7 protein-coding genes are annotated in these 13012 nt (G+C 73.3%); all 7 read right to left on the reverse strand.

Annotation, left to right across the window (positions count from 1 at the left end; all coding sequences use genetic code 11):
- Positions 1–53: 53 nt before the first annotated feature.
- Positions 54–1172 (reverse strand): M50 family metallopeptidase, encoded by a 1119-nt coding sequence (locus BGP73_RS05085; protein ID WP_069812265.1) that lies wholly within the window; start codon positions 1170–1172, stop codon positions 54–56.
- Entirely contained in the window at positions 1169–2356 is a 1188-nt protein-coding gene (locus tag BGP73_RS05090; protein ID WP_079127213.1) for a lantibiotic dehydratase C-terminal domain-containing protein, read from the reverse strand. The genes BGP73_RS05085 and BGP73_RS05090 overlap by 4 nt, the downstream gene beginning before the upstream one ends.
- A 1-nt stretch (position 2357) precedes the next feature.
- On the reverse strand, positions 2358–5063 hold the full coding sequence (locus tag BGP73_RS05095; RefSeq protein ID WP_079127214.1) for a lantibiotic dehydratase: 2706 nt from the start codon (positions 5061–5063) through the stop codon (positions 2358–2360).
- A gap of 24 nt (positions 5064–5087) precedes the next feature.
- Positions 5088–6698 (reverse strand): nitroreductase family protein, encoded by a 1611-nt coding sequence (locus BGP73_RS05100; protein WP_069812267.1) that lies wholly within the window; start codon positions 6696–6698, stop codon positions 5088–5090.
- A 52-nt stretch (positions 6699–6750) separates the two neighbouring features.
- Positions 6751–8721, reverse strand: a complete 1971-nt coding sequence (locus tag BGP73_RS05105; RefSeq protein ID WP_374701120.1) for a TOMM precursor leader peptide-binding protein — start codon at positions 8719–8721, stop codon at positions 6751–6753.
- Positions 8711–10942: a TOMM precursor leader peptide-binding protein gene (locus BGP73_RS05110; protein ID WP_069812268.1), complete on the reverse strand. Its 2232-nt coding sequence runs from the start codon at positions 10940–10942 to the stop codon at positions 8711–8713. Before BGP73_RS05110 ends, BGP73_RS05105 begins: the two co-directional genes overlap by 11 nt.
- A 141-nt stretch (positions 10943–11083) precedes the next feature.
- Entirely contained in the window at positions 11084–12910 is a 1827-nt protein-coding gene (locus tag BGP73_RS05115; protein WP_069812269.1) for an AfsR/SARP family transcriptional regulator, read from the reverse strand.
- Positions 12911–13012: the final 102 nt, after the last annotated feature.

Genomic DNA, 13012 nt, shown 5'->3' on the forward strand with positions numbered 1-13012 from the left:
TGGTCGGATGCGGTTCGGCGGTCGTCGGGTGGTGCTGGTTGTCGGGCCTCCGGTCAAGAGGCCAACAGCAGATAGAGGACTGTTACCAGACTTGCCAGCATGATGCCGACCAGGACGGTGGAACCGATGCCGTAGGCGGTGTAGAGAGTCCGCGCCCGGGCCGGGTAGGCCGCCGCGGCCGTTCGGTCCCGCAACCGCAGGCGGAGGTAACGACCGCTCTCCGGTGCGTAGTTCGACACCCGCAGAGCATGTCCGAGCATGGTGTAGCCGTCCAGCGGGGGCAGCGGCACCAGGTTCACCAGGGCCTGGGCGCTGCCCAGCAGCAGCAGTCCGGAGAGCACCCTGCGGGTCGGGTCGCCCGGTGACAGGGCGGCCCACCAGCCGAGGAACGGCAGCAGGAACAGCAGGTTCATGAAGGCGCCGGCGCCGGCGATGACGAGTTGCCGTCGGCGGTGGCTGAGGTAGACGTAGTTGTCGACCCGGCAGTACATGATGGCCATCGGAAGCTGCCAGCGCAGCCCGATCTCGCCGACGCCCGCACCGTAGTGGCGCGCCGCCACGCCGTGGGCGAGTTCGTGGAGGGCGGTGCTCAGCCACAGCAGGGTGCAGACGGCCAGCAGTGCGACCGGCTGCCGGAAGAGCCAGTGGGTGTCCGCGCCCAGCTCGTCGAGGTGGGTGGCGAGCAGCGCCTCCATGCCGACGGTGAGCACCAGCAGGGGCAGCAGGACGCTCCGGCGGAGCAGCGGCCGGAGGGCGGCGTGGAGTCGGTCGGTGCTCGCCGCGGCGTCGGCGACCAGCCGCACCCGGCCCTTCAGCAGGTTGCCCTCGACCGTGCGGCTCGCCTTCGCCGGCTCGGCGGGGGCGGCCGGCTCGGGCCCGCCGGCCAGCAGCCCCCGGGTGCCGAGCAGTCCGAGCAGCTGCTGCCAGTTCGCCGCGCCGAGACGCCTGCCGAAGGTCTCCGCGTACTCCGCGCCGATCTCCTCCAGGCTCCGTGCACCGTCCAGCCGGGAGATCAGGAAGTGCTCCTTGGGACCGACCTCGAAGGCCGTGCCGGAGAGCGGGTCCCGGATCAGGTGGACGGTGGCGGCGCCCCTCAGCAGCGCGGGGCTCACCAACACCTCGGAGCGCAGGGCCGGCCGGTACGCGAAGAGCCCGGCGGTATCGGCGGTCATCGCCGCACCGCCGCCGTGGCGCCGCCCGCCCCCTCCGCCGGGGTCCGGCTTCCGGTGGCCGCGCCGTCGCCGGCGGTCCCGGTCCCGGCGGACTCGCCAGCCTCGGTGTCCGCGCGCAGTGTCCGGCCCAGCACGTGGGAAAGGTAGGCCTCGTCGCGGATCGTCACATGGAGCCGGTTGTTGGTCATGTGCATGTATGGCGAGAGCAGCAGCGGCAGCGCCACCGCGGGATCGGTGACCTGCTCGTCCCGGGTGCCGTCCCAGGAACGGAAGACCAGGTCCCCGCGGTCCGCCAGGGTGACGGCCCGTTCCCGCAGTTCCAGGCAGTGCTCCGCCCAGCCGCGCAGGAACGCCGGCAGGGCGGGGCCGCTCTCCCCCGCCGGGGCGGTGCCGGCGGAGCGGGCGGCCTCCACGGCGCGCCGGATCTCCCGGAAGCGGCGCTGCAGACCCGGCGCGGTCTCCGCGTAGTTGCGGTCGTACTCCTCGCTGCCGATGAAGCCGGTGCCGGGGAACGCCTTGTGCCAGAACTCGTAGTAGCGGTCGAGGTAGTCCGCCAGCTCCCCGGTGTCCGGCAGGAAGCAACTGGACATCACCATCATCAGCTGCGCCGAGGTGCCCAGCAGGACCGTGCGCAGATGGAGGTTCATGGTGCGGAAGGCGTCCATGACGAGATCGCTGGAGTGGGCGAAGTGCCATTCGGCGAGCTCGATGCCGGCGGGGCCGCCGTACTTCCCGTACTCGGGCTCGTAGGGCTCGTAGGAGCGGGAGTTGTTCGGCCGGAGGTTCATCTTGCCGTCCGGACCGAGGAAGCTCCCGCGGTCGCCCTCGGGGAACTCGATCTCGAAGAGCGTGTTGTAGAACTCGTTGAGGAACCCGGCGTCGACCTCGTACAGCGCCGGTCGGGTCCGCAGGAAGTGGTCGATGGCCTCCTCGGCCCGGCGGCGCACCTCGGGGGTGTCGGCCGCGGTGGCCGGTTTCAGCCGGAGCCTGACGTGCGGTCCTTCGAGCCAGTAGTTGATGAAGAAGTGGCCGTCGATCAGCCCGTCCGCTCGCAGGCCCCTGATCAGCGGCTGGACGCAGTTGACCAGCATCGGCTGCGGGTTGGCCGCGTAGAAGACGTGCAGCGCCTGCCACTCGCCGGCCGCGTCGGCCGGCTGCGGAGCGCTGGTGGTGGGCTCGGACATCTCAGTCGTCCTTCGTCCGTCGGGGTGAGGTGAAGGTCTCCACGGCGAGCTCCGCCACGTGGCCGCCCCGCTCGGAGCGCACGTGCAGCCCGTCGTGCCCGGGGAGCATCTCCCGCAGCACGACCCGGTCGTCGGGCTCCTTGAGCAGCGCCTCGAAGGCGCTCAGCGAGAGCGGGCTGTCGAAGTCGACGTACTGGGGCTTGGCCCCCGCGCCGCCCATCGGCCCGCCGGAGACGGTCGCGAAGACCTGGTCCGGCAGCCGGTGGAGGCGCCGCCAGCGCTGCCAGTCGAGGAACCGTTCCTCGTCCGTGCCGCCGGACCGGCCGCCGGGCAGCTCCCCAGCGGTCGTGCTCCAACTGCGGCGACTGAGCACGAGCGAGCCGTGCCGCACCCGCGGCCGGCGGGTCACCCCGGCCGTGGCCTCGCCCTCCGGCACCCCGGCCCACACGTCGATCGGGGCCATCGAGGTGGGTGAGAGCAGCAGCAGGGTGCGGGGGATCTCCGGGAGCGCCAGCGGCACCAGGTAGCCGAGGTAGGCGGGGATGACCTCGCGGTCCAGGCGGCGGGAGCGGAGCACCAGCCGGTCGGCCTCCGCGTCGTGCTCGAGGTACAGGTCGTCGAGGTGGATGCGGTACTCCTCCGGCACGGTGCTGACCTCGCCGGGGCAGACGATCTCGTAGTCGGTGAGCCGGCCGTGCAGGTTGAGGTTGCTGGTGACGACCCCGCCGGTGATCTCCGCGAGCACCGCGCCTTCCGGGGCGACGGCCGCGGACTCGGCGCGCAGTTCCTCGGACAGTCCGCCGCCCCGCGGCGGGTCGTAGACGTGGGTGAAGCGGCTGAAGGGGAAGGAGAGTCCGCCGTAGGACCGGTTGAGCACCGTCAGCGCCTCACCGCCCTCCCTGGCCAGCTGGATGTGGTGCGACTGGGGCGCGAAGCCGGATGCCACATCGCGCAGTTCCTCCGCCACCTCGCCGAGGAGCCGTTCGCCGACGCGGATCTCCTCGGCCTCCCCGCGGTTCTCCCACAGCTCCCGCATCCGGGTGACGAAGGTGCGCCGTGCGGAGTCGAGCGCCCGGATCCGGGGGAGGTTGAGCCAGTTCTCCTCGGGGACGTACTCGCCCCGGTCGTCGAACGGCCGCCGTTTGGAGGTGAAGGAGAGGTACTGGTCGAAGAAGTCCTCGTGGAAGTCGTGCACCAGCCCCAGGAGGTCCTCGCAGCGCCCTCCCCGGCCGTACCGGGCGACGAAGAAGCCCTGGAACGTCACGCGCTGCGGCAGCGTCAGGTCGAAGGCGGGCAGGACGCGTTCGACCCTGCGGAGGTCTCCGCCGTCCTGGCCGGTCCACGACTCGAGGCCGCAGCTCAGCCTGGAGCCCGCGCTGACGTCCTCGTAGAGCAGGGTCTGCGGGAGGGTCGCCTGTTCCGCTCCCAGCTCCCGCTGGAGTCCGTGGAGCCCCGCGCGGAGCCGGTCCAGCACGGCCACCCGCTCGGCGGGCCCGGCCGCGGGGAAGCGCTCCACCTCCTGGATCGGCCCGTCGAGCAGTTCGGCGGCGCGGTCCGCCCAGGGCCGCCCGACGGCGCGCAGCGCGTCGCGGAAGGAGCGCAGCGGGTCGGGGCTGTGCACGTCGGTGTCCAGGCAGGGCACCCGCACCATGCCCAGTTGCAGCAGCGCGGCCACGTAGGTCTCGCACTGCTCTCGGTCGGCGTCGTGCTCGGCGCCCAGCCAGTCGACCAGTTCGTGGTACCTGAGTTCCGGGCGGTCGTCGAACAGGCCCAGCAGCCGGTCCAGGGTGCCGCTGCGGCGCAGGAAGAACAGCCGGTCCTTCACGGAGTCGAAGGTGACGGCGGTGGCGTCGTCGCCGGCGGTCACCCAGCGGCGCACATAGCGGATGCGGTCGTCCTCCCGGCCCCATCCGGAGGCGAGGCGGACCGGCAGGTCGGCGCGCCGCTCCCGGTCCTGCATGATCAGTTCCGCGAGTCGGGCCAGCACCACGACGTTGAGCCGTACATGGCTCGACCAGTCCCCGGCCACGCTGACGGCGGCGTCGGGACCCTCGCCGAAGGTGCCGGTGGCCACCGCGGTGAAGGTGCTGAAGGGGCTGGTCTTGCAGGCGGTGCGGTACACGTAGGAGAGGACCGAGCGTTCGATCTTCCGCATCCGCTTGTCCGGACGCCCGCCGGCGGCGCTCTTGCGGACGTAGGCGTCGAGTTGGCGGTCGAGGGTGGGCGAGGCCAGCAGCAGCCCGAGGCGCAACCGGTCCTCGGCCAGCAGGTCGCGGAGCGCGTCGCGGCTGCGGTGCAGGTCGGCCTCGATCAGCCCGGCCCCTTCGGAGCGGAGCTTCTCCAGGTGCCTGCGGTCCCGCAGCCAGTCGGCGAGGCGCTCGGCGACTGGCTGGTCGAGCTCTTCGACCAGCCGCAGGGCCGATTCCGGGTCCCCGGGCAGGCGGTTGTTGAAGACCTGCCTACGGAGGTTCAGCAGCGCCCGCCGCCCGGCCTCCTCGGTCCCCTGCGCGTCGGCGGCGGGGACCAGGTCGTGCAGGAGGTCGCTGAGTTCGGCGCCTCGGGCGCGCAGGCTGTCCTCGGCCGTCAGCACCTCGTCGGCCCAGCGGCGGCTGTCCGGGCAGCGCAGCCCGTGGATGGACTCGGCCGGCAGGCCGGCGACGCGCAACATGAACCGGCGGCCGGGCTTCCAGGTCGTCTGGGGGGTCATGGTGGATTCCCTCATCGCGGCGGTTCAGGCGATCTCGTAACGGAAGTCGGCCGGTTGCGGCCGCTCGTTGCCGAGCAACATGATCAGCAGCGGCGCCTCGCCGCTGTCCTCCAGCCCCAGCCTCTCGATGAAGGAGATGTTGTCGAAGCCGAGCGCGACCCCCGCGCCCAGTCCCAGCGCGGCCGAGGTGGTGTAGAAGACCTGTGCTATCGCCCCCACCACGCCGTTGACCAGCCGGTATCCACGGTCACCGACGGCGTCGAGTACGGCGGTGGTGCGGACGGTGGGCACGATCACCGCACCGGTCTGCTCCAGGTTGTAGTTGGAGAGGAAGTAGTTGCGCTGGAGGAACTCACCGGGCGGCCCGGGCACCACGCAGCGCAGGGTGTGCGTCGTGGGGTCGTACTCGTAGCTGCCGGGCTCGATGCCCCGGACGTGGTTGACGAAGGCGTAGAGCTTGGCCAGCTGCGGAGTGCCTTCGGGCTGGCCGTCGCCGCCGAGCGAGGTGGCGGCGGAGGCGGCCAGGGTGCTGGCCAGTTGGGCCGCGGTCATCGGCTCGGTGGCGTCGAAGCGGCCGAAGCTGCTCCGGCGGCTGCGGAGCGCCTGGCGCACGGTGACCGGAGGCAGTCCGGCGGGCGGCAGCTCGATCGGGTCGCCGGTACCGGGGAGCGGCTCGGTCGCGGCCTCGGCCAGCGCTCCGGCGGCGGGGCGCTCGGTGGCGGCCTCGGCGGTCGCGGCGTGGATCCGCTCCAGCGTCTCGAAGGTGAGCAGGGTGCGGGACTGCTCGCTGTCGGTGTGCCGGACGGCGGCACCGCTGCGGCGCGGCTGGGCGGGCCGGGTCGGCACGTTGGCCGCGGCCCCCTCCCAGGACAGCGGGATGACGGCGAAGACGCCCTCCGCGTCCCCCTCCACGCCCAGCAGCTCGGCCAACCGCTGCTCGTCGAACCAGAGCGCCGGCTCGATCCGCAGTCCCCGGGCCCGGGCCCACATCCGCCAGGTCTGGAGCACCGCGCCGATGTCCATGCTGACGGCGTGGAAGCAGAAGCTGTTGTACTTGAAGGAGTTCTGCCAGTACTTGATGGTCAGGATGAGGAACTGGTCGGTGTCCGCGGCTCCGGGAGCTTCTCCCAGCGCCTGGCGGACTTCGCCGCTGACGTCCCCGGCGAGCAGCCGCTGCATGGCGTGCTGGGTGGTGGAGTAGAAGTGGACCCCGGGGGTGAGCGGGCCGCTGGGGCCGGAGACCCAGTGAATGCCGGCCGGGTAGAGCCCCCCGCCGGAGGCGGTACCGCGCGACCAGTTGGCGTTGGTGTAGTGCGGGAGTGCCGCCAGGTCGGTGTTGGCCTGGACGCCGAGGCGGCGTCCGGTCAGGCCGTAGGAGTCGAGCAGCATCTCGGAGAGCAGTTCCAGGGTGAACCGCCGGTCGGCCGGCGGTGCCTGGCCCGGCAGGCAGCCCGCCGCCGTGGTCGCGGCGGGCTCGACGCCCGGGCCGGCCGCGGGCAGCGGGAAGGATTCGACACCCGGGTAGTACTTGCCCTTTCGGGGCCGGTCGGACCAGTCGGGAACGAAGTCGGCGGGCTCCATCGGGACCCGGCCGCGGTGCATGATGGCGTCCGCGTACTCGTGGGCGTATCCCACGGGCCCTCCTCTCTAACGGTCGGTCAGCGGTGGTGGCCGGTGGCGGGTGGGTTCACGGGAACGGGTGGGGTGCTGGGTTGAGCTGGTCGGGCATGAGGTCCTGGTCGCGCAGTCCGGCCTCACGCAGCGCGGTCCGCATCCGCGGCATGGTCCGGGCGCGCTGCCGGGACCAGCCGAAGTCGATCGGGAGCAGTCCGGGCACCAGCACGCTGACGGTGTTCAGGCCGAGCCTCCGCTGCTCCGGAAGGGTCTGGTCGACCACCACGACGTCGAATCCGGCTTCGGCGACGGCGGCGACGCAGCGCTCCAGGTCGTCCCGGAGGTCGGACCCGGCCGTCTCACCGGAGCCGTCGGGCCAACCGAGGTCGCTGACCGCCCGGAGCGGACCGGGCTCGCCGGCCAGCAGGAAGTCGGCGTAGCCGCCCATCTCCGGTATCCCGTACACCAGCGGATGGTCGTGCAGGGCCGTCACCTTGTCGAAGTCCTCGGCCATGGCGCGCAGCCGGGCCTCGTCGCGCTCGGTGCGACCCGGCAGGTTGACCGCGTCGGTGGCGATCTCGCAGAGGGCGGAGTCGAGAGCGGACTCCGGGTCGAGCCCGGCTCCGGCGCCGAAGCACATCCGCCCGGGGCCGCCGTCGAAGCGTTCGGCGACGGCGGTCACGATCGGGATCGGGAAGGTGATGCGGGTGTCGAAGAACCGGGCCCGGTAGCCGTACATGGCCAGCCGGTCCACCATGTGCCGGGTGCTGCGCCGGCGGCTGGTGGACGGGTCGATCTCCGGCAGCGGCTGGCGTCCGTACCAGCCGAGCAGGAAGGCGTCGCGTTCGACGACCTCCATCAGGCCGAAGTAGACGGCCTCCTCCAGGCAGCCGCCGGAGGCGCACCCGTTGGAGCTCTCCTGCACGAACCGGTTCTCCAGACCGGGTGCGTGGTAGTAGGTCAGCACCTCGGGCACCGGGCGGGGGCGTCGGTCGCGGAGCGAGTAGCCCCACACCCAGGGGATCTCCCGATCGGTGGCGAACGGGGTCACCCGGGGGTTCTCCCGGTAGAACGCCTCGTCGTACAGGCCCACCTCACGTGGGTCGACCGGCTGTGCGCCGGCCTCTCGGAGACCGTCGAGCGAAGCGGTCAGTTTGGTGGTCTTGCCCCGGGCCCGCATCCCGGCGAAGCGCTCCAGCCCCTCCAGTACCCCGATGCGGTCGCTGTGGTCGAAGCTGTCCGCGTGCCCGCCCCAGAACGTCTCGCGGAGGTACTCGCCGGAGCGCATGGAGAAGCAGCCGATGGTCGCCGACGTCGAGGTGGAGGAGACGTCATGCACGATGGACGGGCCGAGCGCGCCGCACAGCGGATTGGCGAACGCGGCCACGTCGATGTCGTAGTCCTCGATGGGCCGGAGCCGGAACGCTCCGGGCCGGTGCTTGGGAGCGGGGCGCAGCTCCAGCCGCGCGCCTTCCGCGGTGTCCGCCTCGGGGGAGGCGCAGTCCGGGCACTCCGGGTCGGGGACCAGGGGGTAGCGGCGGACGGAGAGGGTCTCCAGGTCGAGGACGTGCACCTCGGGGAAGGGGTCCGCGCTCCGGTGGGCCCCGGCCCGGTCGCGGGCCTCGGTGACGAGGGCGGCGACGGCGCCGGCGGCGAAGGCCGTCGCGTAGGGCCAGGCCCCGGACGTCCGGGTGCCGCCGCCGAGTTCCAGGGCGTCCCGGAGCGCCACCGAGCGCACCGCCTGCCAGCGCCGGGTCAGGCAGCGCGGGCAGCCAGCCGCCGGTCCGGCCTCGCCGGACGGAGGGGGGACCGGCCCGACGATCGCCTGTTGGCCGTAGAGGTGGACGGGAATCGCGGCGGCACCGTCCTGCGTGGTGGGCGGGCCGGCGTCGGCGGCGAACTCGTCCCGGAAGCCCAGCGCCACGACCGTCACCTGCGGGCCGTCGATCTCGGCAAGCGCCTGCCGGAACGGCCCGGTCGGGAGCGACGCCCGTTCACCGCCCGGGTCGGCGGCCGAGCGGCCGCGGGGGACGTTACTCGCCACGGCCCGGCTCCACGGTGAGCAGGACGCGGGCGGTGTGGACGTCCACCGTCGCCAGGTCGGCCGTGCCGGTCGGCACCAGGTAGGCCCGCCGGCCGGCGGCCTCCAGCCGCTTCAGCACCTCGCTCCAGCCCACCGCCTCGTCGGCGCCCCACGCCCGGTCGGGCGCGGTCGTCCCGAGTGTCGCCGGAGCGATGTCCCGGAGCAGCGGATCACCGGTGTCGGCCGCGGCCTCGTCCCGCTCCAGCTGGATGAGGCCCAGGAGGTCGCGGAGGGCGGCGGAGCCGGCCGCGCGCCTGCCGAGTTCGCTGCCGACGGCCCAGGTGTCGCCCGCCCGGGCGAGCAGCACGTGGACCCCGGAGCGGTCGCCCTCCCCCAGGTCCAGCAGTTCGACGTCGATCTCCAGGTTGGCGGCGGAGCGGACCAGGAAGGTGAGCTCCGGGTCGTCGGCCACGCCGGGCGCGGAGGCGTCCAGGGGCAGCCGGGTCACCTCGGCTCCGCGCAGGGCACGGCGCAGGGCGTCGTGGGCGAGCGCGCTGAGCAGTCCGCCGGCGGCGGCGTCGGCCGTGGACTGTCCCGCTCCGCTGCCGGCCCGGGTGGCCTCGAAGAGCCGCTCGGCGTTGTGCGGGCCGAAGGTGCGGACCGCTCCGGCGGGGACCAGTGCCCGCTCACCGCTGTGCAGTGAGACGGCGGTGGTCCACTGCGCCACGCTCTCCGCACCGGTGGAGGTGCCGCTCGCGATGGTCAGCAGCTCCGGCGCGAGGGCCGGCAGCGCCTTCCGGGCCTCGTCCAGCGCGGCGTCCTCCAGGACGGCCTGCGGGGCGACGTGTTCGGTGTAGACCTGGGCCGCGGTGTTCAGGGCCCGGATTCGGGCGCCGGCCACGTGGTGCACGTCGAAGGCGGAGATCCGCCGCCGCCCGCCGTGCCCGAGGCCGAGGAGGACCGTCCCCACCTTCAACGGGATCTGGGTGAGCGACTCGTCCGCGTACCCGGTGAACACCCCGGCCCGCGGGGCGACCAGCGTCGACCGGCGGTTCAACTCCTCCACCAGGGCGTCGGCGTCGCGGGCGGTGGCCAGGGTGGGCAGTTGCGGACCGCTCTGCCCCGCCGTCGCCAGGTCGACGGGGGCGGGCTCCGCGGGCCGCTCCCCGCACTCCGCGCAGAAGGGGCAGCGCGGGTGCGGGAGGAGGGGTTCGGAGGTGACGTCCAGGGAGTCCACGTCCTGGATCACCAGCCGCCCCGCGGTCTCGGCCCGGAGCGCCCCGGTGGTGAGCCGGAAGATCTCGTAACCCAGCAGGTTCCCGATCATCGCGGAGAGCGGACGGCCAGGCCGTGCCCCGCTCTCGGCGCTCTGCTGAAGGGCGATGCCGCTCCACAGGTCGGCGGCGGCCGAGGCGTCCCCGCTGGCGCCGAGCCGCAGCGCGGCACAGGCCCAGCAGCCGGCGGTGTCCTGCTCCATCAGCGGGCCGACCACCGCGTTGCCGCCGTGGGACCAGGCGGGCAGCAGTGCGCGGCCCTCCGGGACCCCGGCCCGCAACAGCGGGAAGAGCCGCCCCGGCGTCTGCGGACCGCCGGTCACCACGACGACGTCGTACCCTTCGAGATCCGTCCAGCCGACCGGGCGGCCCGCCTCCCCGGCGGGGAGGGGCCGCAGCTCCACCGGGCAGCCGTCCGCGGCCGCCTCGGCCGCCTCCGCGTCGATCCCGGAGTCCCGGACCTCGGCTCGCAGGCCGATGTTCTCGCAACCGTTGCGGATCAGGCTCAGCACACACCAGCGAGCCACCAGGTCGTCGCCGAGGACGGCGACCCGGGCTTGCCGGAAGCGCTGGAAGCGCTGGTCCGCGTCATCGGCGTAGTGGTCGATGTAGGCGATCTGGGGGGCGAACCGTCGGGCCGCCTCCGGGGACGGAGCCGCCGCGTCGTCCTCCGCCGGCTCGCGTGCCGGGACGTCCCGGGCGAACTCCCGCTCGTAGAGGGTCTTGACCAACTCCCCGACCATGGCGCGCTGCCCGTCGCCGAAGCCCTGGCAGATCTCGGCGACGGAGTGCTCCCCGTTGAAGTGCGGCACCAGCAGGGTGGCGAACCGGTAGGCCGACTTGGCGTTCAGCCGGAACCCGCCGTCCGCGTTGTGGAAGAGCACTCCTTCCGGCGTCTCGGTGAAGAGCACGTCCCGGCGGATGCGCGGCCGGGTGGCGGCGACTGCTTCGTAGCTGGCTGTGGCCATGTGGGTGACACCCCTGGTTGGTCGGTCCGACGGCCTGCCGGCCGTCGGAGCTCGGTGGAGCGGGCGCGGTCGATGGTGAGCGCGGGCGTGCCGGCGCTCGGTCGGTCAGGTCTGTGCTCGCCGGGTTGACGGATCGGGCCGTCAACCCGGCGGAGCTGGCGAGCGCTTGCGGCTCTCCTCGCGGTGTTCGCGGTGTTGGCGGTCTTCGCGGTGCCGGAGCATTCGACGCGCGTAGCTACGCAGCAGTCCGTGCATCCGGTACGGCCCGGGCGGGCCGTCTTCCAGCAGTCCGGCGTCCACCAGCCGCTCGAGCACCCGCTCGGCCGTCTCCGGGCCGCCGAGCCGGTCGGCCTGCTCCCGGGCGGTGAGCGTGCTGCTGTCGTGGCCGCCGACCCGGACGAAGGCCTCGGTGAGCTCCGGCTCCAGCCGGTCCAGCGCGCCGTCGAGGACGTAGGGCACGGACATCCGCGGGTCGTCAGCGAGGCTGAGGCGTGCCGGCAGGTCCTCGGCCAGCCAGTCGGCGCAGTCGGCGATCCGCAGCGCGGGGCGCATCAGCAGCCGGGCCGCCGCGATCCGGAGGCCGAGCGGGAAGTGCCCGCACACCTCGGCCAGCGAACGCGCCGCCCCGGGCTCCGCCTCGATGCGCTCCGGTCCGCAGATGTTCGCCAGGAGTTCCAGCGACTCCCCGGGCGCCAGCGTGCCCAGCCGATGCACCAGGCCGCCGTGGGTGGCCACCAGCGCGGCCAGCCCCCGTCTGCTGGTGATGACGACGGCGCTGCCGCTGGCGGTCGGGAGGAGGGGACGCACCTGGTCGGCGCTGGCCACGTCGTCGAGAACGAGCAGGGCGCGCCGGTCGCCGCCGGCGGGCGGGCCGAGCTCGGCGAGCGCCTCCTCGGAGCTCAGCGGTGTGCCGTCCGGCCGGGTCATGGGGAGGACGGAGCAGCCGTCGGGGAACTCCTCCTGGACCCGGTGGGCGGTCTGCAGGGCGAGCGCCGTCTTGCCGATGCCTGGCGCGCCGGAGATCACCACCAGCGCCGGTCCCGGCCGGGGCCGGCGCAGCAGCCGGCCGGTGATGACGCCGCTGTCGGCCGCCCGGCCGGTGAAGCAGGGGACGGGCGGCAGCGGCTGGGGGGCGGCGGTCAGCTGCAACGCTTCGGACGGGGCCGGAGCGGGCGTCCCGGCCCCCGGCGGCAGCGCCAGCTCGGCGCCCTCCCGGGCGGCCGGGCCGAGGTCGTCACCTCGGATGATGGCGAGCTCCAGACGTTGCAGCGACGGGCCGGGGTCGACCCCGAGGTCCTCCTGGAGGCGCTTCTTGACCCGGCGGTACTCCTCGAACGCCTCGGCCTGGCGGCCGGTGCGGTAGAGCGCCTCGATGAGCTGTTCGGAGAACCGCTCATGGCCCGGGTGGGCCCGGGCCGCCTCCCAGAGGCCGACCATCGCCTGGCGGCAGCGGCCGAGCGCGAGTTCGATGTCGTAGGCGCGCTCCAGCGCCCGGATGCGCTCCTCGGTGAGCCGCGGCACCTCGTCCCGGTGCAGCATCCGGGAGTTCACATTGGCCAGCAGCGGTCCCTGCCAGAGGGTGAGTGCCTCCCGGAGCCGGTACAGCTCGGCCTCGGGGTCCTTGCGGACCTGGTCGGCCGACCGGACCAGCTCCCGGAACCGGAGCAGGTCGAGGGTGTCGGGGTCGGCCGGCATCCGGTAGCCGCCGGGCACGGCCTCGATCGCGTTGTTGGCTATGCCGTACTTGGCGAAGATCTTGCGGAGCCGCAGCACGCAGGTTTGGAGCGCAGCCCGGGCGGTGGCGGGCTGCTCCTCGTCCCAGATGGCGCGGAGCAGGTAGCCGGTGGAGACGACGTTGCCCGGATGGAGGAGCATGGCCGCCAGGAGGCTGGTCGGTTTCGACGGCTGGAGGACGGCGGTGTCCGGACCGTCCGTGATGCTCAGCGGGCCCAGTAGCTGAAAGCGCATACCCACCCCTCCCTACGTGGAACGTCCCGGCCGGAGATGACTTCGGAAATCACCTCTGACCGGTGCTAGGTCTGCCTTTCATGACATCCTCCGCAAACCCGA

The sequence above is a fragment of the Streptomyces sp. TP-A0874 genome, assembly GCF_001748085.1.
Lineage (GTDB): Bacteria > Actinomycetota > Actinomycetes > Streptomycetales > Streptomycetaceae > Streptomyces.

Coding starts and splice junctions, on each gene's coding strand:
- BGP73_RS05085 (WP_069812265.1), bottom strand. CDS start 1,172: ATGACCGCCGATACCGCCGGGCTCTTCGCGTACCGGCCGGCCCTGCGC.
- BGP73_RS05090 (WP_079127213.1), bottom strand. CDS start 2,356: ATGTCCGAGCCCACCACCAGCGCTCCGCAGCCGGCCGACGCGGCCGGC.
- BGP73_RS05095 (WP_079127214.1), bottom strand. CDS start 5,063: ATGACCCCCCAGACGACCTGGAAGCCCGGCCGCCGGTTCATGTTGCGC.
- BGP73_RS05110 (WP_069812268.1), bottom strand. CDS start 10,942: ATGGCCACAGCCAGCTACGAAGCAGTCGCCGCCACCCGGCCGCGCATC.
- BGP73_RS05115 (WP_069812269.1), bottom strand. CDS start 12,910: ATGCGCTTTCAGCTACTGGGCCCGCTGAGCATCACGGACGGTCCGGAC.